A 20735-nucleotide genomic window follows, 5' to 3' on the forward strand; every position below is an offset into this window, starting at 1 on the left:
CTAAATAATCTAAAAATAACTGATTTAACTTCAGTCATTCGCCCAATCCGTTCATTTATGGCAGCTTCCAATTGCAGATCATCAGCAAATGACCGCCCTGCAGCTCGGCGTTCAGGCTTCCATTCATCTTCTCCATCAGACTTCGCGCAATGGATAAGCCAAGGCCTGTTCCCTTGCCCGATCTTGTCTGATCCGCTGTGTAGAACCGGTCGAATAAAACATTCAGATCGCTGCCGGTCAGATGTCTGGCCTCATTGGCAATGGTCAATACGGCCGTACCCTGGCGCATCTCGAGAATAATCCTGACCTGACCGCTCGTATGTTTAATGGTATTAAGGAGCAGGTTCTCAGCAACTCTCCTGACGGCCGATTCGTCCGCATACAGGATGATATCGGACTCCGGCAGCTGAAGATCCGGCGTTATATGATATTCATTGAACTGGTCGTACAAGCCCGTGACGATATCCGGGAGCAGAATGTTTAATCTCAGCCGTTCATGCTTCATCGGATAATCCGGGGATTCAATAACCGACAGCTCAAAAAAATCATTCAACAGCACCTGCAGACGCTTCGTTCTGTTTTTGACGATGCCTACATATTCCTGCTTTTCCTCTCCGGTTATTTCATCCGACTCCAACAGCTGAATATAACCGAAAATCGACGTAAGCGGTGTCCGGATATCATGTGAAATATTGGCCACCGCCTGCCTCAGCTCATTCTCGGTACGCCTTCGCTGCGCGTCCGCCTCCACGACGAGATCCGACTGCCGGTTAATCTCCGCCGCGAGGGTTTCAATATGCCGATCGAAGAACGTCAAATCCAGTTTTTTTCCTGTCCGCCCATCATTGTATGCTTTGAGCTTGCTTGTCATTCTTTTCATTTCCCGCTTCACAAGCCAAAGGCGGATTAAACAGGCAGCCGCCGCGATAACCGAGATGATCGTGATATAGAGCATGCCCTTCATCCGCCTTCCGCCTGCTATTTGATTTCTTTTCTCCGGTAAACCAGAACGCCAAGCGCCCCGAATGCCGCAATCGTCAGGACGGGGACCAGCAGGATCTCCAGCAGCTCACCGCTCCCGAAATGAAATTTTGTGATTTCGAGCAGCAGCTTGAACACCGAATAGTCATAGATGGTGCCCAGGAAATGAACAAATTGGCCCAAACCGGGGAGAATGGAATCGATCATCAGAAATAAAAATATCAGGAAACCGACCGTCTTGCCGCTGTCCGTGAAGATCGTCGCGAACAATGCGGCTATAGCGCCAAAAGCAGCCGCATAAAGAAGCATCAATCCTATGGTGCCCGGGATATAACCGGCGGCAGCTTCCGCTGGCAGCTCACCGAAGCCGGACAACACAGTGGTGATCAATGTGCTGACAACCGGGAAAATGATGGAGATGACCAGAGTCCCGACCGTGAAGCCAAACAGCTTGGCTATAAAAATCCGGATCCGGCTGCTGCCCGACGATGCGATGGTTTTCATGACACCGGTCGAGTATTCGCTGGAGATGAAGAATCCAGCCAGAATGGCCGTTCCGAATTTGATGATATAGGTATTTCCAGCCATGCTCTCCAGAAAGAAATCCGCTCCGTGAACGATTCCCCCGTCTGATTGATTATCGATGTAGATAATAATCGGGTAAGCTGCCGCGATGAAGAGCAGCAGGTAAACCAGCATCCGGAAGGCACGGTCTTTGCGCAGCTTGAACAATTCCGCCATAATCAGGTTGCTCATGTCCGCGCACCCCCGATCCGCTTCGTGAAGAAGCTCTCCAGATCCTCGCCCATCGGCATGAACTCTTCTATTTCCAGACCCGAAGCCGCAAGTGCGGTCGAGATTTTCCCGGGATGTTCGAGAAGCGCGTACAACCGGATAACACCGCCAGGCATCACTTCAAAATCCGTCGTCGCAAGCTTGTTCTGAATAACCGAGGCCGCCTTGGCCGGGTCATTCACCTTAATGTGCACATACTGCTGGCATTTCTCGTTCAATTCCTTCGCCGTCAGCTGTTCCAGCAGCTGCCCGTGATGAATAATCCCATAATGGCTGGCCAGCAGATACAGCTCGCTGAGAATATGACTGGAAATCAGAATCGTGATGCCTCTTTCACTGTTCAACCGTTTGAGCAGCTCCCTCATTTCAACCACGCCCATAGGGTCCAGACCATTGGTCGGCTCGTCAAGAATAAGGAACTCCGGGTCGCCCAGAAGCGCAATCGCCAGACCCAGCCGCTGCTTCATCCCCAGCGAGAAATTTTTCGCTTTTTTCCTGCCGGTACCCTCAAGCCCGACAATTTCAAGCGTTTTCCGCACATTTTCTTTGCCCGGAATGCCCCGCAGCAGCCGGTTCGCTTCGACATTCTCATGCGCCGTCATTTGGGGGAACAACGCCGGACTTTCAATGATCGACCCGATCCGCTTGCGCGCGGCCACAAGCCTGCTTCCGCCGGTCTCCCCGAACAGCTCGAGCGTGCCTTCAGTGGGGAAAGCAAGCCCTGCCACGATGCGGATCAGCGTCGATTTGCCAGCTCCGTTCTGGCCGATAAAACCGTATATGGACCCTTTCCTGATCGACAGGTTCACTTTGTCCAAGGCATTGCTGCCCTTGAAGCTCTTGGTCAAATTATGGGTTTGCAGCAGATACTGACTCATTCCTCCTGGCCTCCTCTTATGTGATAGCTCAAGTATAGAAACGAAAACATAAGAGGAGCTAAAGACAATCCTTAAGAAAGTCTTAAGCTGCTTAATGGATAAGCCACTCAGGGCTTAAGCCGGTATCCCATTCCCCATACCGTCTCGATAAATTCTTCGTTCGGACTTGCTTTTGCCAGCTTGCTCCGCAGATTGCTCATATGGACGTTAATCGTATTATCATCGCCGAAAAACTCTTCTCCCCATACGCTTTCATACACGTTCGCCTTGGTAAATACCTTCTTGGGCGAGGACATGAGGAGGGCCAGTATCTCATATTCCCTTGCCGTCAATGACAGCAGCTCAGCGCCTAAAGTGACCGATTTTGCTTCCGGATCAAGAATAATCGACTTATAGGCCAGTTGACGGCTTCGTGCATCCGACGTTGAATCGCGCCTGTATCTGCGCAGATGGGAGTCAATCCGGGCCGATACCTCCTCGATGTCGAAGGGCTTCGTAATATAATCGTCCGCGCCGGTCCGCAGCATGGCAACCTTCGTCCGCTGCTCCTCCTTGGCCGAAATCACGATTACCGGCATAGGGCCAAGCTCATGAATCCGGGCCAGCAGCTCCTCGCCGCTCATGCCGGGGAGCATCAGATCAAGCAGCACCATATGCCATGGCTGCTTGTCCAGATAGAGCAGAGCTTCGGTTCCGGAGTAGGCCGGCTGGGGCAGATAACCGCTTTTTCTTATAATATTGCACAGCAGCTGGTTGATGTCGTTATCATCCTCCACCACCAGGATTTGTATCATTTTGTCCATAGGAATCAGTTCACCTTTAGAGGGAGAGATTGTTGGAGACGTCCTTCAAGCACAGGGAAGCAAGTTTTCTCTTGATCCCTTTACTAATCAAAGGAGGTAAAAAATACATCATTGAGAATCGTTTTTGCTTTTTTCAGGCTGCGGGTATCCAGTTGTTTAAGCATGTTTACGATCGCATTCATTTCCTCGTCTTCCTCTGACTCATGCCGGGTCGTCGAGCGTGTTTTCTCAAGCTCTGATTCCCCGGGTTCCGAATTTACCCACGATGCCTGCAGGGTGTCCTCGAAGCCCCGGATAAGAAATATCAATTCAGCCTCGTCATATTTCCGGAGAAATCGGGTTATCCCTATATTCATCTGCTTATGCAGGGCTTGATGAAGTTGAAATATTTCTTTGCCCAAGGGAGTCGTGTGGAAGAGCACTTCTTTCTTATTATCCAGAAGATATTCCGTGCGGATAATTTGCTGCTGCACTAATTTTCTGGTGATCTTGGACACGCTGCCTTTGGGGATTCCAAACTGTCTGGAAATGGAAGCTCCATTCACCGGCTCAAGATGTCCAATGGCATCGATTACGTGAAGCATCATGACCGTGGATTCCTGGAGGAAATCAATGATCGCGGGATTGTCGCAGTTCCGGATCAACCACTCCTTTTCTTCGTCATCCTCCGATTGAAACCGCTTATGCAATTTGGGAATTGTCTCGATTAATTTCTTTATTAGAATGTCCTTGTCAGGCAGATGACCGGCAGAATGGAACATAGAAGGTCTCCTCGCAAGCTTTTCTTATGCCCAGTTTAACAAACAGCCAGGAATAAATAAAGTTTCCCGGAAACAATATTGACAGAAAGGAAATATAAACGTATTATTGTTTCCGTGATACAATTTTATATTCTGGAAACAATAATTCAAAGAGGAGATTTCTATATGAATGTCGTCATTATCTTCGATCATCCGTACGGAGCGTCCGCATCCGAGAATATTCCCCATCGCAGAAGCTATTCCGCGGCTCTCTTGGCCGCCGTTATGCGGGGCCTTGCTGCCAAGGGCCACAAAATTGATCTTATCGATTTGTCTACAGACGGATTTAATCCCGTCATGTCTGCCGAAGAGCTTGCCTCCTGGCGGCAAAAGAAGACCACAGACCCCTTCGCTGCCGATTACCAGCGGCGTCTTATTGCCGCGGATCATATTGTCTTCATCTTTCCGGTCTGGTGGGAGACGATGCCGGCTCTCACCAAAGGATTCCTCGATAAGGTATTCGTAGAGGGCACGATCTATAAGGAAACCAAACCGGGAAGACCATTCCACAGCCTGCTTCCAAATGTTAAAGGAGTTTCCCTCTTGACCGTAATGAGCACTCCCGACTTTATCTACCGGTGGTTGTTCGGAAATCCCGTTACCAAGATTCTATTCCGGGGTACTTTCCGCAAAATAGGTATCCGCAAGCTTCGCTGGTACAACTATACGGGCATGAAAAACCGCAGCCCGGAGACGAGGCGGCAGTATCTGCTAAAAACAGAGCAGCGGTTCGCTCAATTGTAATTCATTTTAACAAGAGATGCCTGTCGGGCGCCTTCCCTTGACAGAGGAAGAAGTTTTTTTCACCATAGCAGTTTCCCGGGTCCCGGCAGCTTCCTCCTGTTACCCTATCTTAAAGAAAACTTTATGCAAGCAAGCATTAACACTATAAAGTACTCCGCGAAAACAAAAAAACTACCCTCCGTATAGACTGGAGGATAGCTGTGAAGCAGAATTCAGGCTGATCTTCTCAATTTCATAAATTGCAGACAAGCGACAATAAGCAATTCGCTTAACGCCATGGCAATCAACAGGATACCTACGGAAAAGATCGCAATAAATCCTGTAAACAACAGTAAAGCGGCAGAGGTCATATAACCGGGAATGTATTTCCTGATTGACGAGAACAGCCCGACGACGGCACCGAGCACAATCAGAAACCAATAAAAGACTGCAGGAATGGCCGTAATGATTCTCTCATCCTGAACATAGTAAACCAGAAAAACGAGGAGAAAAAAAAGAAAGACCCCATTTACCGAAATGAGAAAATTCGGGGAAACAGGATCACTCTCCTCTTTGCTCCGGACGGAAATAAACATGGAGGTCAGGACGAGAAGTAAAGAGGCAACAGGAAGCATCCACACAAAGATCATCCTTTCGTAAGGTGCCTTGGTAACACATATGCTGCAGCACTGGAATTCTATACCATTAGTGTAACACGAATATGTCATTATTTCCGATAAGAAAAACAATTTTTACAGGTCTATGGCGGCAAACCAGGCTTCTCACAGAGCTTATTGGCATCAATTGAAATAAAGGGCAGGCGTTCCCCGTGGAAACGGCCTGCCCTCTCAATATCCTTTATCGTTAGATGCCGGTGAAAATCCGGCAGCATGGCACCACAGTTATGTACCAGCCGGGCCGGTATCACTTACAAAACCGTACTCCCGCCTTTTCACTTCCTCCCAGCGCTGCTTCTCGATCGCCTTAAGGCCGATTTCACCGGCGTCGCGGGGGTTCACGACGAACAGGCCGTCATCGTCGCCGACGACCAAATCTCCGGGCTGCACACTTACGCCGGCTACGCTGACCGTTGTGTTGACCTCGCCTTCAAGCTCCATTGCGCGCGTCGTCTTGGCGCTGATGCCCCTGGAATAGACGGGGAAGCCGAGCTTCGTAATGGCGCGCACATCGGTGACGCAGCCGGATACGACCACGCCGGCAATTTGCTTGGCCATGGCCGCATAGGTTCTGAATTCCCCCCAGCACGCCCGGTCGTCATCGCCGGACATGTCGACGACCAGAACGTCGCCCGGTCTGGCTAGCTCCAGCGCGTGTCGAATCGCGGTGGAATCCAGATGCGGAATACGCACCGTGACCGCATTGCCCAGAAGTTGAATTGGCCGAAACAAGGGCTGCAGTCCATGGATGAAACCAAAATCGGTAAAGTGTCCGATGGTGGACGGACTGACCGCCTCATACATTTCCAACAGCTCCGGGGTTACGCCCTGGACCCTCGGTTCGATACGGAACATGAATACACATCCTTTCTTGACAATCCATCTTGTAAAACTCCCTCACCGTGTTCGCCGTCATAATCTCGCCGGACTGGACGAATCGGAACCGATCAGCTGACTGGTCTTATCCAGCAGCAAATCATGGGACAGCGACGTATAGCAGGTGTAGAGATGCCTGGTGTTGTAAATATCATAAACATTCCCGCCGCGCACAGCTTTGAGCTCCTTCCAGCGCCTGCTGGCAAACAGCGCCTCTGCCTGCCGGCGGATCGCCTCATCCATTTTCCGGGTGCCGTCATGCTTATGGCTGGTCAACAGAATCCGATCCGCGTCATATCCCGCAAGCTCCTCCGGAGTTATTTCCCTGTAGTGCCTGATCTCGGCTACGCCCTGGGGCATATTCAACTGCAAATCCCCATACAGCACCGTGCCCAGATTGCGCTGGCCGTAAATGCAGAGGGAATCCTCCCCGATACCGACGATCAGCATCGTTTCGTCGCCGACTATGCGGCGCACCTGCTTGCGGGTTCTCTCTGCCTTGTAATCGTAGCGCTCCAGCCACTCCTCCGCTTCCTTCTCCTTGCCCACAATTCTTGCGACTGATTGAAAATGGATCCGCCAGTCCTGGAAGAACGGCAGGGTGATAGTAGGAGCGATCTGGTCAAATATTTTCTCTTTTTGCGATTTCTCAAAATCCCGAAATTCGCAGGTAACGATCAAATCCGGCTGGGCTGTCATCAGCTTCTCCAGATCCGGCTTATAGCCGCCAATAGCGATCGTATTGCGGAACTGGGTCGTCACGGGATATCCGTTATTGATCACAGCGGCGTAGGGTTCAATGCCGAGCGCCACGAGGTGGCCTGTCAATAAGTGCTTCAGCGAGGCTATTTTCTCCGAATATCTGATCTTGTTCACATACGCGGAGGGCGAGCGTCCCGTCGCCGCTTTGAATTTGCGGCTGAAATAAAATTCATCGCTGAAACCGACGCTGTGGGCAATCGTCCGGAAGGAATCGCGGGAAAGCACCAGCGACTGCTTCGCCTGATTGATACGGATGTCCGTGAGATATTCCATCGGACTTTTGCCGACCTTCTTCTTGAACGCGCGCGAATAATAATCCGCGCTCATCCCGGCCATAACCGCGAGTTTATTGCGGGTAATCCCCTCATGGTAATGCTGTTCCATATAATCGAGCGTCAGATCCAATGTCCGGTTCGGGCTAGGACTTTGCTCGCGCAGCGTGTCCTTGAACAAGACGCAGATCATTTCCTGGAAGAGAATATTGGCCTTCATCCGGTCCCAGGAATCCTTGCTGCGCAGCTTGCGCTCTATCTCCCCGGCCTTATCGGACAGAAATTCAAAAATAGCAATAGCCAGCTCAATCGGACCGTCCAGCGCCACAGGCACGAAACGATTCTCCGCAGCCTGCACCGCGCGAAACCGTATTTGATAATAATCCGTGCTCCGCCCCGGGTCGACGACCAGCTTCAGGCTCGCGCCGGGAGCCGCAAGAAATACCTTCTGCCGGTGCAAAGCGCAGATTTGACCGTCGACGATAATCTCCCCTGCTGCTTCCTTGAACAGCAGCAGGGTATGCATGGAGGCTTCACGCTGAAAAAAAGATTGCCCCGCACTGATATGCTCTATCTCTTCCAGCTTGTATAAATAGGAGGCGAACAATTCGAAACGGTCGTGATCCTTTTTCATGATTTAAGCCTCACACTCCACTAATTGAGAATAATTCTCAATTTAACGAGAATTATTCTCATTATATAGAAGAGGTGCCGATTTATCCAGATGATGAAAAGGATTTTGCACAATTCCTTTCCCCGAAGGCATGCTGCCGGGAACGCCTTCCTGTTCCAGCAGCGGCTTCACGATAAGCTTGAGCGGCCAATCGTGGCGGGCAAATAAAATCTCTTCCATTTGTGAGCGGACCTCCACCTGGAACGGGAGAGACCCCATGGCTGCTTTCAGACTCTCCTGCAGCGTATGCCACAACGCTCTTTCTTCCACGGAATAGATGGCGGTCAGCATATCGATAATGGAATACAAATTGACCTGGATACCCAATGTCTGCATGTAAAACAGCAGCTTCTCCGGCGTTTCGTTATACAGGCTGTTGGAGTAGCCCGGTCTGATCCGGTATTCCGGATCGCCAATACCCTGCGCTGCAAGCCACGGCAGATGAAGACGGACGGAGTCGTGATCGCGGAGCAGCATCCCTTCGATTCTCCCGTCCTTCCAGACCAGGACACTGTTCTGCCCATGGATCTCCGGAAGCAGGCCGATCCGGTACAAGCGCAAATTGATATCGAAGAAGGCATCGCATACTTCCCCGAACAGCTTCCTGACGGAAGCCTCATTGGCCTCCAGGCCGCGGACCTTCATCCAGACATCGAAGAAATGCCGGTCAGCGCCAGTCATCCGCGCCGCCAGCGCAGACATCGGCACCAGACGCACTCCGGAATCGGCGGCAAGCTCCGGCGGATAGGTCCGGATCATGGCCCCCAGATGCCGCGGGGGATCGTCGAACAGACTTCCGCCTTGGGGCATATACCCCCACCACTTGGTCTCCTCGCACAGGAACAGCCGTTTCCCCAGCACATCGTCGCGCTCCTTCGCCTGCGACAGCAGCCCCTGTCCCCGCTCCCCGTTCATCAGCTTGACGGCCGGAAGATAGCGGGAAGCGCCCAATGAAAATACGCTGAGCGGGAGTTTAACATAGTGATGGCCTCCGTCCTTCGGCGCCAGCGACCTGACAGAGGAGGTCGCCTGGAATATGCCCGCTTCAGCATCCAGCGGGATACAGCTGCCCGTTTCAAATGCCGGCGAAAGCTGCTGCGGAAGGATACTCATTTGCCAGGGATGAACGGGAAGGGCGATGAACATTTCCGGCGGCAGCCCCCTTTGGGCCATTTCCCGGTATACAAGACCGCGTTCCACCTCTGAGAGCAGCAGCTCTGCGGGAGTGGCCGCAGGATCACCGGCCGAGGCACCCGAACCGGCCACGATGCACTCCCGTCTTACGGCGATCCAGCGCATGGGGATATCCCCGCCGAATTCCGCGATATACCGGCGGTAATCCTCCTGGGCAAGGCCCGTCTTGGCTTTGGCCACGGGATGGAACGGCCTGTCCCGCAGCGAAGCATACCGCTCCAGCTGCTGGAAGAAGGCCGCCGGGGACAGGCTCAGCAGATCCTGCCCCGGAATGCTGCTGCCCAGGGACCATGAGAGCTGGCGGACGGTTTCCTCAAGCAGCTGCAGAAAACGGCCCACGCCTGCCTGCTCCCGCTTGTCCTTCTCCAGACACAGCCTTACGACCAGCTCCATCAGCCGAACGGGCTTCAGGCGCTCTATGGCTGCTCCGGAACCATCCGCATCCGTCCCAATTCGGTACACTCCGCCCGCCTTGACATAACGGTAGGGCTGAACGACTGCGGCCCGGATCGGAAAGAAGACATATTCGCCCCTTTCTCTGCCGGTCCACCACCGGTACATCAGCGGATCATCCGGTCCCGCCTGCGCTGTTGCCGCCGGCATCCCGGCGGCATTACCGGCGACCGCCTCCCACTGCCTGCGGGAGAGCGCCTCCGCGTCCGCTTGCTCCCAGAAGCCTTCCGCCAGCAGACTGTTGATCAGATCGGTCATTACCTGCTCCTCGGCATCATTTGCCTCCTTGACGTCTGTATCCAATGCCTTCTCCTCTGTGCTTGTCGATTTCATTCGCTTATCTTTCCCCCTTCATATTCATTGTCAAGATACAGCCTCCCGGGATGGGGATGGCTGAGAAAATCATGATGCGAGATCGTCCAGCCATACGCTCCGGCAATCGTGAACAGCAGGACATCCCCGATCCGCAATCGCTCCACCGGAACATCCCCGGCAAGTATATCCTTAGGCGTACACAGCTCCCCGGCAATCGTTACCTTGCTACGCACCAGCTCAGGCCTTGCAAAAGGATAATCCCAGCGTTCCGCCGGAACTACTTTAAAGGGATGATTATGCTTCCATGACGCCGGCAGCCGGAAATGATGCGTTCCGCCCCGGATTATGCCATAATGCTTGCCGTGGCTGGTTTTCAAATCAATAACCTCGGCCGCATAATAACCGCATTCCGCAACCATGTAACGGCCGGGCTCGAACAGCAGCCGTACGCCCGGAATGCGGTGTGCGTCCAGCACCCCCCGAAGCTCGCTCATGAACGTCTCCCATGCAAAATGGCGGAAGGGCTCGGTATAGGAAACCCCGAAGCCGCCGCCAGCATTGACATACTTGATTGACAGCCCAAACTGCCCGATCCAGCCCTTGACCCGCTGCAAATAGGTGGCAACGAGCCTTGCATGCAGCACCGCATCCAGGTTATTGGATATCGAATGCATATGGAAGCCTTCCAGCTTCACATGCGGCAGCGTCCTCAGCAGCGCGATCGCTTCAGGCACCTGCGCTTCGTCCATGCCGAACTGCGTGGCGCGGCCAGCCATCGTCACGGTCGCCAGCGGAACCTCCTCATGCAGATTGATCCGCAGCAGTACCGACACCGTCTGCCCCCTCCGCTCCGCAATCCAGGCAATCCGGCGCAGCTCATGCAGGCTTTCCGCATGGATCAGCATCACGCCGCGCTCCATTGCCTCCTCAAGCTCCGCGTCCTTCTTCCCCGGTCCACCGAACAGCACCGGAATATCCGCGGAAACCTCGCGGATCATGCGGACCTCACCGATCGAGGCCGCCTCGAAGCCGTTCACCACAGGCGCCAGACATTCCAGAATCCGGCGGTCGGGATTGGCTTTAATGGCATAAAACAAGCTGGCCTCCTGCTGCGGAATATCCCGGACCATTCCCTGCACATGCCTGCGCAGCGCGTTCAAATCGTAGATAAAGGAGCATACAGGGCCGCTCCCTCCATGAATCAGCTCTCTGAGGCCGGCTTCCACCCCGCTGTCCAATACCGCATTGCTCATGATTTCTCCCCCTGTCCAATCGGGTCCCTGCTGCTGGTTTTGATCCCGTTCAGCCTTGATTGCAGCGCCCGGAAAGCAATGCCCCGCTCATCCCCCAATACAAACGCCGATGCTCCACTATCCCGCCAATACTCGTAATCCCCGTCAGCCCGGGGAATGGCGCAGTAGGCAACGCCCTGATCCCGGGCAGCACGCAAAATCCGGTTCAGTCCTTCTCTCACTTCCCGGGCGCCGGTCTGCCAGGGAACGCCGAGGGATTGCGACAGATCGGCCGCACCCTCCAGCACCATATCGATGCCGGGAACAGCCAGAATTTCCAATGCGCGCTCAACGCCCTCACGGCTTTCAATCATGGGAACAAGCATAATCTCCCCGTTCGCGCGGCGCATATAATCGACGAGATCAACCTTGCCGAACATGCCGGGTCTGCCGCTGTTCATGCTGCGGCTGCCTTCGGGGCAGTATTTGGCAGCCCGAACGAGCCGCTCCGCCTGTTCGGCGCTCTCCATATGCGGCACGACAATTCCCTGCGCTCCGCTGTCCAGCACCTGCAGAATCAGCTTCGGGTGTACCTCGGGAACTCGCACCAAGGCGGTAATTCCGGCCGATTCCGCAGCCCGTATCATATTTTCCAGCGTCTCCGGATTGACCATGACATGCTCCATATCGATAATGACAAAATCAAATCCGGCATAGCCGATCATTTCCACCGCAACCGGAGCCGGAATGGAAGCGAACAAGCCGAATGCCTGTTCACCCGCGCGCAATTTGGCCTTTAACCGGTTGGACCTCAGCATGAGGACGGCCTGAAAGGGTAAAGCGGGTTGCGGCCCCCTCTGAACCGGAATTCCCCATCGCCGAACAGCCGTCTTTTGGTCAGCTCTTCGATCTGCACCGTTTCTTCGAATAGGTCAAACAAGCGGTATCTTTCCTTGTGCTGCGGATGCTTTTGCTGGTAGTCGACAATGATTTTTGCCGTTGCCGCCCAGAAGCGGTCCTCCCCCAGCTGATAGTGCTCCTCCAGAAACATCGCAAGCTCCGACAAGCAGATGAAGAAGAAAGCATCGTAGGAGAAATCCCTGACATCCGCAGGGCTGGTGGTCTTAATGAAGGAATTGGGATTGACCAATGCATGGCTCGCCGGCTCCGGGTTCAGATCGGGACAACGCTCCGGCTCAGTCAGATGCGAGACCGAGAAGCGGACGCCATCGTGAAAATCCTTCAGCGCCACCCGCTGCGGCAGTCCCTGCTTATGGAGAAGAATGATATTCTGTCCATGCGATTCCATGCCGATGCCGTGTGCGTAGAGCATATGAATGACTGGAGAAACGGCAGCCCGGAGCATCTGCATCGTCCAGTTCTCCACGCCGTAGGCCCGGATCCAGGGATCGATCAACGGCACGCCGGACGGCTCCACATGGCACAGCCCGTTGAAAGGAACGGCATCCTCATCCTTTTGCAAATAATGATGGAGGCTCTCTCTCCATACCGCGCCAAGCGTGCCGTAAGCCTTGTTCCGGTTATGCTCAGGCAGCCGCCCATAATCGTAGGTGACGCCCAGCACTTCCCGCAAAATAACGAAATTCAGCTGTCTGGCATAAGCGTCGTTCTGAATCAGGCCATGCAGCCAATCGGTAATAAGCGGGCCATTCAGCACCGTGTGGCCTGCCATGATGCGGCTGGTGGACGTGTTGGTAATACTCAGCGACAGCTTGAGATAGGCTCTGCTCCTGGATGTAAAGTTGGCGAGCGTCCGGATCGACTGCTGCGGGCGGTAGAGGTCGCTGCTTTCCCCCAGCATGATGATCTCCTGCCCGGCCAACGCTCTGTGAAACTGCGGAATAATGATATTCGCCCACTGCCAGGGGTGGACGGGCATGAAGTAATAATCCTCCGCCTGTCTTCCTTGACCGGCAATTATGGAGCTAAAAAGGGCATATTGCTCGCCGCCCAGTTCCTGCCCGATATATTCCCCGTAGCCGATATCCTCCGAATGGGCCATGCGGCTGCTGCTGCGGGCGACGGCAATCCAGACGGGCCTGTGCAGCCTCTTGAATTCAGGGCCATAAGCAGCATTATCGCCAAGCGTAAAGCCGATTCTGGATTTGTAGCACGGATGATAGGGATGGCCGTCCTTGATGTTTCCCTCCAGCTCGTCATAGCTTTGCTGCTCCCCCTCAAGCTTCATGACCGGTTCAAAAGCCTGGGCCTGCACATCCTTCAGCAGCGTCTGCGCAAGCTCCTCCATGAAACGCTCCAGCCGCTCTCCCTGCTGAACCTGCGCAAGCACCTCGGTGACGAACAGACCGAGCTGCGCATTCATGGCTGCACCTTCCCCTGGCACCCGTCTTACCGGAACGCTCTCCAGCCGGACCCGCCCGAAGCTGGCCATGCGCCGGCCTTGCGCTTCATATGCCACAAGCTCGCCTTCCTCTGTTCTGCCCGGAAGCCTGAACACGCTCCGGCTGCCTTCTGCGGGCAGGCCGCTGCTGTCGCTGGCCGCAATTTCCTCATAGATCACAATCTCTTCATAAATCAGAGCCTGGATCAATTGGCGGATAATCCGCTGCTCGACATGAAGCAGGTGCCCGGAGCCCAATGCCCGAACCAGATCTCCCCCCGCTGCATCATGCAATTTATCTATCGTTTCGGTTGATATCATGCCTGCACCCCGCTTATATTCATTGGATTCGGTATCGGGACAAACAGGGGGCGTTCCCCCCTGGACTTGAAACAGCTCGTAAAATTAGCTTTGGCCGGCAGATGGGGACTGAGCAGCAGATCGTTCAGATAGTAAAGCAGTTCCCGGCTTGCCGTCTGCTTCTCCTGCTGCAGCAGCTCCTGCACAATTCCCCAATAACGCCGTTCATCGGCCTGCCCGTAAGCGGCAAGGGTATGAATAAGCGAGCCAAGATGATTCACGAAATAATAATATTTGGTTCTCATCCAGGCCTCGGATTGTTCATACAGCACAGGACTCTCCTCCGGGATAAGTGTCCCGATCCACCCTGCCTCCGCTGCCCTGGCGCGGTGAATGCTTACGCCTTCGAGATCCCGCACGTAGTAGCAAGCCGGCATCCCGTCCACTATCGCAAGCAGCGAATTTTGCAAATGCGCCTCAAAGCTGATGCCCTGATCCGCAAGCAGCCGGAGCAGCGGCAGCATCGATATCCGCAAGCAGGCTTCCAGCCATAATCCCAGATCAGGCAGCTGTCCATGCCCGGTCTGCCGGATGGCGGCGATCAGCATGGGCTCGGCTTCGCCGGGACAGGTCTCAAGCAGCGCTGCCATAACATAGGTATGCGACTGCTGAAGCTCCATCGGGCGGTAGAGGACGTTGAAGCCCGCTTCCGCTTGCGCGCGCATCGCGGCTCCCTGCTCCGATCGTTCGAACAGGGACTCATCGAGCAGCACGCTGCTGTATCCGGTTTCCGTCAGCACCTTGAAGCCGTCCGACTCTATCCTCCCGCGGATAGAACGAATCACCCGCGCGGCGTCCATCGTCCGCATGCACTGCTCCTGTGTATTGTCCCGGACCAGATTGGTAATCCGGACATGTAGAGGCAGCTTGAAGCCTCTGCCGCTGTTCTTATCCCATACTGTTCTTACCGATGAAGTCGGATATACGGCAGGGCCCAGCACGCCAAAATCAATTAAATCTCCCCGCTGCATCAAATGCTCCGCAAACGGCTGCCGGAGCAAATATTTGGCCTGCCAGGGATGCATGGGCAGCAGCCTGTACCTGTCCCATTCCGCGCCCAGCCACTGCCTGGCATGAAGAATCACCGCCGGGTCCACCATCTCCTCTTCCCCGGCAAGCCGCTGCTCCCGAACATAATTGCAACGCAGTGCTATATAGTTCAGCTGGAAGGAAGCGCCCATCTCAGGGCTGAAATACAGAAGCTCATCATCTCCGAAGCCTTCCGAGCTTTTCGGGAAAGGATGGAAGGGATGGCCCAGAAGCAGCGACTGCTCGGAGCGGATGAAATCCCATTTTGCTGCCGCTGTCTGCTCGGCTGGCGTATGCTTCATCGCATATTCGATATAGATTGTCATTTTGTGAATGCTGTTATCAATCCGCGCCTTCATCTGTCCGCGCTCCGGCCCTAAGGCATCACGGCTCATTTCGTCCAGCAATAAGGCCATCAGGCTTTTGGCATCGAGGCTTCTGGATGTACGATCCCCGTGCACCTCATAGAAAGACGAGCCGTAGACATGCTGCCCCATAACGGAGAAGTACGTCAAATAGCCCCTGATTCCCTTCCCCAATACGGGAAGTCGTATGATCATTTCTTCGACGGCCTGTCTGCTGCCTTGCTGTTCCGGCACCGGTTCCGCTATCCGCGGATCATAGGCGCCGGTCTCCCTCAAATAGCTGTTCAGCAGCACGCGTACCGCCGTCCGTTCCGCCAGCTCCTCGCTGACCGATGAGGCGGATGCGGCACCGGACGCGGCAGCTGAGGCAAGTGTTGAGTATTGCGGCATTATTGGTGCTCTCCCTTCCTGTCAGGTTTTCGTTGTGGATACGGCAGAGTGCTTCTCCTCCGCAGCGGCAGGCTTTCTCATGAAGAAGGCGGCCGGCAGGGTCAGAAAAACAAGAATGCTGAGCGCAATAAATCCCTCATTAATCGCCTGCAGCGTGCCTTCCACGGGTGAATAGCCGCTGGTCAGCAGCTGCGCCTTGCGCACCTCGTAATAGATTGACACCAGCACGATCCCGAGTGAAGACACCATTCTTCTCGACACATTATTGATCGCCGAGCCCTGCGATACCAGATGATCCGGAATCGCGCTCAGGCCTGCCGTCGTGATTGGCATATTGGACAAGCCCAGCCCCACGCCCCGCAGCAGCATGAGCACAAACACCACCCAAATCGGTGAACTCAGCTTCAGCATCCCGAGCATTGCCGTCGCGGCGCATGTTGTCGCGAGGCCAGCGAGCGCAATGCCTCTGGGCCCCTTGAGGTCGAGCCGTCTGCCTCCGACGTTGACGAACAGGCCGGTTGTAATCGCCGACGGCAGAAAAACAAGACCGGTCATAATGGAGTCATACCCGTACACATTTTGCACAAGCAGAGGAATCAGGAAAATGCCTGCGAACATGGCGAGCGCCTGGACGCATGCCACAATCACGCTGAGGCTGTACATCGGCACCTTGAATATCCGTATATTCAAGAGCGGCTGCTGCTGGCTGAGCTCGATGCGGACAAACAGGATCAGCAGGCACACTCCGGCAGCCAGCAGTGTCAGCTGGAAGGGAGCCGTCAAATCCGCCAGATCGGAAATCCTCCCAAGCGCCAGCAGGACAGCGCCTACGCCCAGAGTGACGGCGGCAAAGCCGAGCCGGTCGAACGTGCGCGACGGGTCAGGCGGCTTTTGCTTCAAATAACGCATTCCCAGCAGCAGGCCAAGCAGGCCCGTCGGCACATTCATCAGAAAAAGCCACTGCCAGCTGCCAAATCCAAGCGCTATTCCGCCGACTGTCGGTCCAATCACCGGAGCGACCATGACGGCGATGCCCCAGACACCCGTCACCCTGCCCCGTTCCTCTTTGGGGGAAGCCTCGAAAATCATCGCGAGCGACAAGGGAATCATCAGCCCGCCCGCTATCCCCTGCATCCCCCGGGATATAATGACGGGAAGAAGTCCCCAGGATAATGTCCCCAGCAGCGAGCCGGCCACGAATAAACCCAGCCCCAGCAGATAAATTCTTTTTTTGCCGAACCGGTCTCCCAGATAGCCCGTGAGCGGCATCGTGATGCCCATGGCGAGGAGGAAGATCGTAATAATCCAGCTGGCTGATACGGCATTAATATGGAAAACCTCCATAAATTCGGGTATCGCCGGATTCAGAGAGCTGTTGTTCAGAATAACCGTGAAGGTTCCAAGCAGAACAGCGAGCAGAACCTTCCCCTGTTCAGATTTCAGGCTGATTCCCATTCTATCCGCTCCCGCTCATTCCACAGAGAGAGCCGCAGAGGCTTCCAGAACGGCTTCCCCAAAGATGCGGGTAATGTCGTCGATCTGCTCCTCCGTTACGATCAGCGGCGGCAGGAAGCGCATAACCGAGGAATGCCTGCCTCCCACCTCCAGGATCAGGCCCCGCTTGAGGCATTCCTGCTGAATGCGGCTTGCCAGCCTCGGATAGGCCGGATAATGGCCCAGCTGGTCTAGCCCGCCGTTCTCGTTGACCACTTCCACGCCGACCATCAATCCTCTTCCGCGGACATCGCCGATACAGGCGGCCTGCTCCTTCAGCCCGTTCAACCGGCTCATCAGCTGCTTGCCCCGTTCTTCCGCTTTGGCCGGTATGTCGTTTTCCTTGACATATTTCAGCGTAGCCAGCCCTGCCGCCATGGCCATCTGGTTGCCACGGAAGGTTCCGATATGTGCCCCCGGCTTCCATACATCCAGCTGATCATTGTAAATCATCACCGACAGCGGCAGGCTTCCGCCAATCGCTTTGGAGAGAACCAGCACATCCGGAATGATGCCCGCGTGTTCAAAAGCAAACAGCTTCCCCGTTCTCCCGATTCCGGTCTGCACCTCGTCTATAATGAGCGGAATATTATGCTCCCTGGTAATCCGGCGCATCTCGCGGATCCATTCGACCGGCGCCGGGATCGAGCCTCCTTCTCCCTGCACCACTTCAAAAATCATCGCGCATGGAGCCAAAATTCCGCTTTCCGGATCGTTCAGCAAATTCTCGATGTAGCGGCTGCTGAGCAGATGGGTCTGATCGCCGCCGGCCCCGAACGGGCACCGGTAGGCATAGGGATACGGCAGAAAATGAACATCCGGCATCAGGCCCTGCACCTTCTCCTTCTGTCCCGGCGTGCCGCTCAGGCTCATGGTCGCATGCGTCGAACCATGGTATCCGCCCTGGAAGGACAGGATGCTGCGTCTGCCGGTTGCGGTCTTCACCAGCTTGATTGCCGCTTCAATGGCATCCCCGCCGGTTGGTCCGCAGAACTGAATGCGCGCGGACCGGGCGAATTCCTCCGGCAGGCTGGCAAACAGCTCGTCCACAAAATGCTCCTTCAGCGGTGTCGTCAGATCCAGTGTATGAAGCGGCCTCTTGTTGTCGATCAGCTGTCTGATCGCCTCGATGACGACCGGGTGATTGTGGCCAAGCGCCAGCGTCCCGGCTCCGGCAAGGCAATCGTAATAGACTTTGCCGTCCATATCCTTGATGTGGATGCCCTCCGCTTCAAGAATGGCAATCGGAAGCCTCCGGGGGTAGGACCGGGCGCTGGATTCGCGGGCCTCCTGACTTTCCAGATACATTTTGTTTTTCGATTGTTCCATAACGGATGCTTCAACCATCATAATCTCTCCTTCCAATTTGTGTGATTCTTAGAATTAGGCGCAAAGCTTCAGCAGCTGTAAATTTTGATATTGATTATCATTATCAATGTTGTTCTGACACGACTCCCCTCCGGAATTGATTTATCCTGCTTTCTTCATTCAATTGAGATTCATTCTCATTACCTATTATATGGGATATATCTCCATTAGCCATGGACATTTAAGACCTCTATTTGGACAATAGCAGACTATAGAAGGCCCGATTTATTTCTAAAGCCCCGCGTTTCAGGCAGTTGGGAGAATACGGGGACCATTAAAATTACCCCGCCCTGAACGCAAAAATAAAGCTGATACGAAATCAGCTTTGGCCGTTATTCTGTCATTTGGTTGTGATGAGGCTATAGCGGTTTTTGGAAGGACAAGGTGAATGTTGTCTCAAATTCCGTTGAACTGAACATAATGTCCCCGTTGTTGCGAAGCATGATTTCTTTGCAGATGGCCAGGCCAAGACCTGTCCCGTATTCTTTATTCGTTACAAAGGGCAGGAACATTTCACTTTTCATTTTCTCCGGTATTTCAGGACCATTATTCCAGATAATCATATAAAAATGATCAGCATCCTCACTGCATACGATACTTATTTCTTTGCCGTGCTCCATCGCAATCAGTGCATCGATCGCATTATTGATAATATTCGATAATACCTGCTGGATGGCCGTTTTCTGAACATTGAAGATGAAGTCATTCTCATACGTGGTGGTGAAGCTGATATCTTCACTGATGATTCGGGGATTTAATAAAGAAAGGGTTGTTGCGACTACCGCGGAAACGGGGAAGTCCATCATCTCTTCTTCGATTTTGCGATTTCTCGAGAAGCTTAAGAATCCTGTAATTTGCATATTTATCGATTCAAATTCATTTTCGATAATGCCGATATAGTGACCTATTTTATTCGATATTTCCGTTGAGATATTCGACCGGATTAATTTCAGGAAACCCCGGATAGCTGTCAAAGGGTTCCTTATTTCATGAGCCATGCTGGATGCCATCTTCCCGATCAGCTGAATCCGGTCCTCATGAATTTCGTTGATTTTGGCGTCCTTGTCTGTGATGATTTTCTTGGAAAGCTGCCAAAACTCTTCACATACTTTCTTATCGAAGGCATCCTGTCTGGTCAGCAGCAAAATAATAAGCTCCAATGCAGCATTGGAACCGTCATAAGTATATAAAATTTCGATAATCGCGTTTCTCCAGCAGTGGGAGCTGATCAGAACATGGGAGATGGGAAGGTCCTCGTGAATGGATTTCCTGCACCACTCCGGGATCGTATCGAATAAAGCATGGTTTTCAATAGGATGCTCAAGCTCCGTACTGAATTGAAAAAATAAATTCACCTGCGTATTCAGATCGGAAAAAGAATAAAAATCCGGACAATTCTCGTGGATGGAACCAAACCAGTTGGAAAATAATTTTTCCTTTTGCTCGAAGAGATAGGCTAACTCCTTCTCAAAACTCATGTTAAACCCTTCTCCCGCCCGTATAATCACCTTTTTTTTCATTATATCAGACTGCATAACTATGAAGTACCCAAATGTTGCATAATCTTACAGTTTATTTCCGAGAGATTAAAAATAGTGCAAATGGACAAGCTTTTCCGGCAAGAAGAAAGGATTGTTGCCATCCGTTGGCAGAACAGCAAGCATCTCCTTACCTCGTCCTATAAAGCGTGAAACTTAATGACGCTAAAAGTTTAAAACAGGGCTCCCACGTTTTGTTTGCCAGGGAAAAGGAAATGCTAATCCGTAAGAAGAATTTGACATGCGCCAATCTCTTTGACGGCCCCGTCATTCGGTGGCGCAGCAAGTTTCTTCCCTCAGAAATATAAGCAAAGTATGGAGGAGTCTTATACTTTCTTATATTTCAAGAAGAAACGGCTGTCGCCGTCATTCGGTGGCGCAGAAAGTTTCTTCCC

Annotated in this window: 17 protein-coding genes; 1 reads left to right on the forward strand and 16 read right to left on the reverse strand. The window is 53.5% G+C overall.

Features of this window, described 5'->3' with window-relative positions; all coding sequences use genetic code 11:
• Window positions 1-55: 55 nt before the first annotated feature.
• The 5 genes from AC0YNV_RS36035 to AC0YNV_RS36055 form a co-directional block, all read right to left on the reverse strand.
• Window positions 56-964 (reverse strand): sensor histidine kinase, encoded by a 909-nt coding sequence (locus AC0YNV_RS36035; protein WP_475772362.1) that lies wholly within the window; start codon window positions 962-964, stop codon window positions 56-58.
• 14 nt (window positions 965-978) lie between these two features.
• On the reverse strand, window positions 979-1737 hold the full coding sequence (locus AC0YNV_RS36040; RefSeq protein WP_475772363.1) for an ABC transporter permease: 759 nt from the start codon (window positions 1735-1737) through the stop codon (window positions 979-981).
• Window positions 1734-2654, reverse strand: a complete 921-nt coding sequence (locus tag AC0YNV_RS36045; RefSeq protein ID WP_475772364.1) for an ABC transporter ATP-binding protein — start codon at window positions 2652-2654, stop codon at window positions 1734-1736. The genes AC0YNV_RS36040 and AC0YNV_RS36045 overlap by 4 nt, the downstream gene beginning before the upstream one ends.
• Window positions 2655-2761: 107 nt before the next feature.
• Entirely contained in the window at window positions 2762-3457 is a 696-nt protein-coding gene (locus tag AC0YNV_RS36050) for a response regulator transcription factor (protein WP_475772365.1), read from the reverse strand.
• Window positions 3458-3540: 83 nt separating this feature from the next.
• Window positions 3541-4218: a MarR family transcriptional regulator gene (locus AC0YNV_RS36055; protein ID WP_475772366.1), complete on the reverse strand. Its 678-nt coding sequence runs from the start codon at window positions 4216-4218 to the stop codon at window positions 3541-3543.
• 165 nt (window positions 4219-4383) lie between these two features.
• Here AC0YNV_RS36055 and AC0YNV_RS36060 point away from each other — a divergent pair, with 165 nt between their 5' ends.
• Window positions 4384-5001: an NAD(P)H-dependent oxidoreductase gene (locus AC0YNV_RS36060; RefSeq protein ID WP_475772367.1), complete on the forward strand. Its 618-nt coding sequence runs from the start codon at window positions 4384-4386 to the stop codon at window positions 4999-5001.
• 212 nt (window positions 5002-5213) lie between these two features.
• On the opposite strand, the gene AC0YNV_RS36065 is transcribed toward AC0YNV_RS36060, so the two are convergent.
• From AC0YNV_RS36065 to AC0YNV_RS36115, 11 genes are all read right to left on the reverse strand, one after another.
• On the reverse strand, window positions 5214-5621 hold the full coding sequence (locus tag AC0YNV_RS36065; protein WP_475772368.1) for a hypothetical protein: 408 nt from the start codon (window positions 5619-5621) through the stop codon (window positions 5214-5216).
• 261 nt (window positions 5622-5882) lie between these two features.
• On the reverse strand, window positions 5883-6512 hold the full coding sequence (locus AC0YNV_RS36070; RefSeq protein ID WP_475772369.1) for an RraA family protein: 630 nt from the start codon (window positions 6510-6512) through the stop codon (window positions 5883-5885).
• A gap of 57 nt (window positions 6513-6569) precedes the next feature.
• Window positions 6570-8201 carry an AraC family transcriptional regulator gene (locus AC0YNV_RS36075; RefSeq protein WP_475772370.1) on the reverse strand — a complete coding sequence of 544 codons (1632 nt, stop codon included), beginning with the start codon at window positions 8199-8201 and terminating at the stop codon, window positions 6570-6572.
• Between the two features lie 42 nt (window positions 8202-8243).
• Window positions 8244-10220 carry an IucA/IucC family protein gene (locus tag AC0YNV_RS36080; RefSeq protein ID WP_475772371.1) on the reverse strand — a complete coding sequence of 659 codons (1977 nt, stop codon included), beginning with the start codon at window positions 10218-10220 and terminating at the stop codon, window positions 8244-8246.
• On the reverse strand, window positions 10217-11455 hold the full coding sequence (locus tag AC0YNV_RS36085; protein ID WP_475772372.1) for a type III PLP-dependent enzyme: 1239 nt from the start codon (window positions 11453-11455) through the stop codon (window positions 10217-10219). Before AC0YNV_RS36085 ends, AC0YNV_RS36080 begins: the two co-directional genes overlap by 4 nt.
• Window positions 11452-12252, reverse strand: a complete 801-nt coding sequence (locus AC0YNV_RS36090; protein WP_475772373.1) for an HpcH/HpaI aldolase family protein — start codon at window positions 12250-12252, stop codon at window positions 11452-11454. The genes AC0YNV_RS36085 and AC0YNV_RS36090 overlap by 4 nt, the downstream gene beginning before the upstream one ends.
• Complete coding sequence (locus AC0YNV_RS36095) at window positions 12246-14117, reverse strand: IucA/IucC family protein (RefSeq protein ID WP_475772374.1); 1872 nt, start codon at window positions 14115-14117, stop codon at window positions 12246-12248. The genes AC0YNV_RS36090 and AC0YNV_RS36095 overlap by 7 nt, the downstream gene beginning before the upstream one ends.
• Window positions 14114-15940, reverse strand: a complete 1827-nt coding sequence (locus AC0YNV_RS36100) for an IucA/IucC family protein (protein ID WP_475772375.1) — start codon at window positions 15938-15940, stop codon at window positions 14114-14116. The genes AC0YNV_RS36095 and AC0YNV_RS36100 overlap by 4 nt, the downstream gene beginning before the upstream one ends.
• Before the next feature lie 21 nt (window positions 15941-15961).
• On the reverse strand, window positions 15962-17395 hold the full coding sequence (locus AC0YNV_RS36105; RefSeq protein ID WP_475772376.1) for an MDR family MFS transporter: 1434 nt from the start codon (window positions 17393-17395) through the stop codon (window positions 15962-15964).
• Window positions 17396-17410: 15 nt separating this feature from the next.
• A complete protein-coding gene (locus tag AC0YNV_RS36110) occupies window positions 17411-18784 on the reverse strand; it encodes a diaminobutyrate--2-oxoglutarate transaminase (protein ID WP_475772377.1) in 1374 nt (457 codons plus the stop codon).
• A gap of 377 nt (window positions 18785-19161) precedes the next feature.
• Window positions 19162-20280, reverse strand: coding sequence for a sensor histidine kinase (locus AC0YNV_RS36115; RefSeq protein ID WP_475772378.1), 1119 nt, complete (start codon window positions 20278-20280; stop codon window positions 19162-19164).
• Window positions 20281-20735: the final 455 nt, after the last annotated feature.

Source organism: Paenibacillus sp. JT31N11 (assembly GCF_056269285.1).

What these genes read in the sequence shown, in the direction of transcription:
- AC0YNV_RS36115 (WP_475772378.1), bottom strand. Translation starts at nt 20,280, where the DNA reads ATGAGTTTTGAGAAGGAGTTAGCCTATCTCTTCGAGCAAAAGGAAAAA.
- AC0YNV_RS36105 (WP_475772376.1), bottom strand. Translation starts at nt 17,395, where the DNA reads ATGGGAATCAGCCTGAAATCTGAACAGGGGAAGGTTCTGCTCGCTGTT.
- AC0YNV_RS36070 (WP_475772369.1), bottom strand. Translation starts at nt 6,512, where the DNA reads ATGTTCCGTATCGAACCGAGGGTCCAGGGCGTAACCCCGGAGCTGTTG.
- AC0YNV_RS36085 (WP_475772372.1), bottom strand. Translation starts at nt 11,455, where the DNA reads ATGAGCAATGCGGTATTGGACAGCGGGGTGGAAGCCGGCCTCAGAGAG.
- AC0YNV_RS36110 (WP_475772377.1), bottom strand. Translation starts at nt 18,784, where the DNA reads ATGATGGTTGAAGCATCCGTTATGGAACAATCGAAAAACAAAATGTAT.
- AC0YNV_RS36095 (WP_475772374.1), bottom strand. Translation starts at nt 14,117, where the DNA reads ATGATATCAACCGAAACGATAGATAAATTGCATGATGCAGCGGGGGGA.
- AC0YNV_RS36075 (WP_475772370.1), bottom strand. Translation starts at nt 8,201, where the DNA reads ATGAAAAAGGATCACGACCGTTTCGAATTGTTCGCCTCCTATTTATAC.
- AC0YNV_RS36060 (WP_475772367.1), top strand. Translation starts at nt 4,384, where the DNA reads ATGAATGTCGTCATTATCTTCGATCATCCGTACGGAGCGTCCGCATCC.
- AC0YNV_RS36055 (WP_475772366.1), bottom strand. Translation starts at nt 4,218, where the DNA reads ATGTTCCATTCTGCCGGTCATCTGCCTGACAAGGACATTCTAATAAAG.
- AC0YNV_RS36100 (WP_475772375.1), bottom strand. Translation starts at nt 15,940, where the DNA reads ATGCCGCAATACTCAACACTTGCCTCAGCTGCCGCGTCCGGTGCCGCA.
- AC0YNV_RS36050 (WP_475772365.1), bottom strand. Translation starts at nt 3,457, where the DNA reads ATGGACAAAATGATACAAATCCTGGTGGTGGAGGATGATAACGACATC.
- AC0YNV_RS36035 (WP_475772362.1), bottom strand. Translation starts at nt 964, where the DNA reads ATGAAGGGCATGCTCTATATCACGATCATCTCGGTTATCGCGGCGGCT.
- AC0YNV_RS36040 (WP_475772363.1), bottom strand. Translation starts at nt 1,737, where the DNA reads ATGAGCAACCTGATTATGGCGGAATTGTTCAAGCTGCGCAAAGACCGT.
- AC0YNV_RS36045 (WP_475772364.1), bottom strand. Translation starts at nt 2,654, where the DNA reads ATGAGTCAGTATCTGCTGCAAACCCATAATTTGACCAAGAGCTTCAAG.
- AC0YNV_RS36090 (WP_475772373.1), bottom strand. Translation starts at nt 12,252, where the DNA reads ATGCTGAGGTCCAACCGGTTAAAGGCCAAATTGCGCGCGGGTGAACAG.
- AC0YNV_RS36080 (WP_475772371.1), bottom strand. Translation starts at nt 10,220, where the DNA reads ATGAAATCGACAAGCACAGAGGAGAAGGCATTGGATACAGACGTCAAG.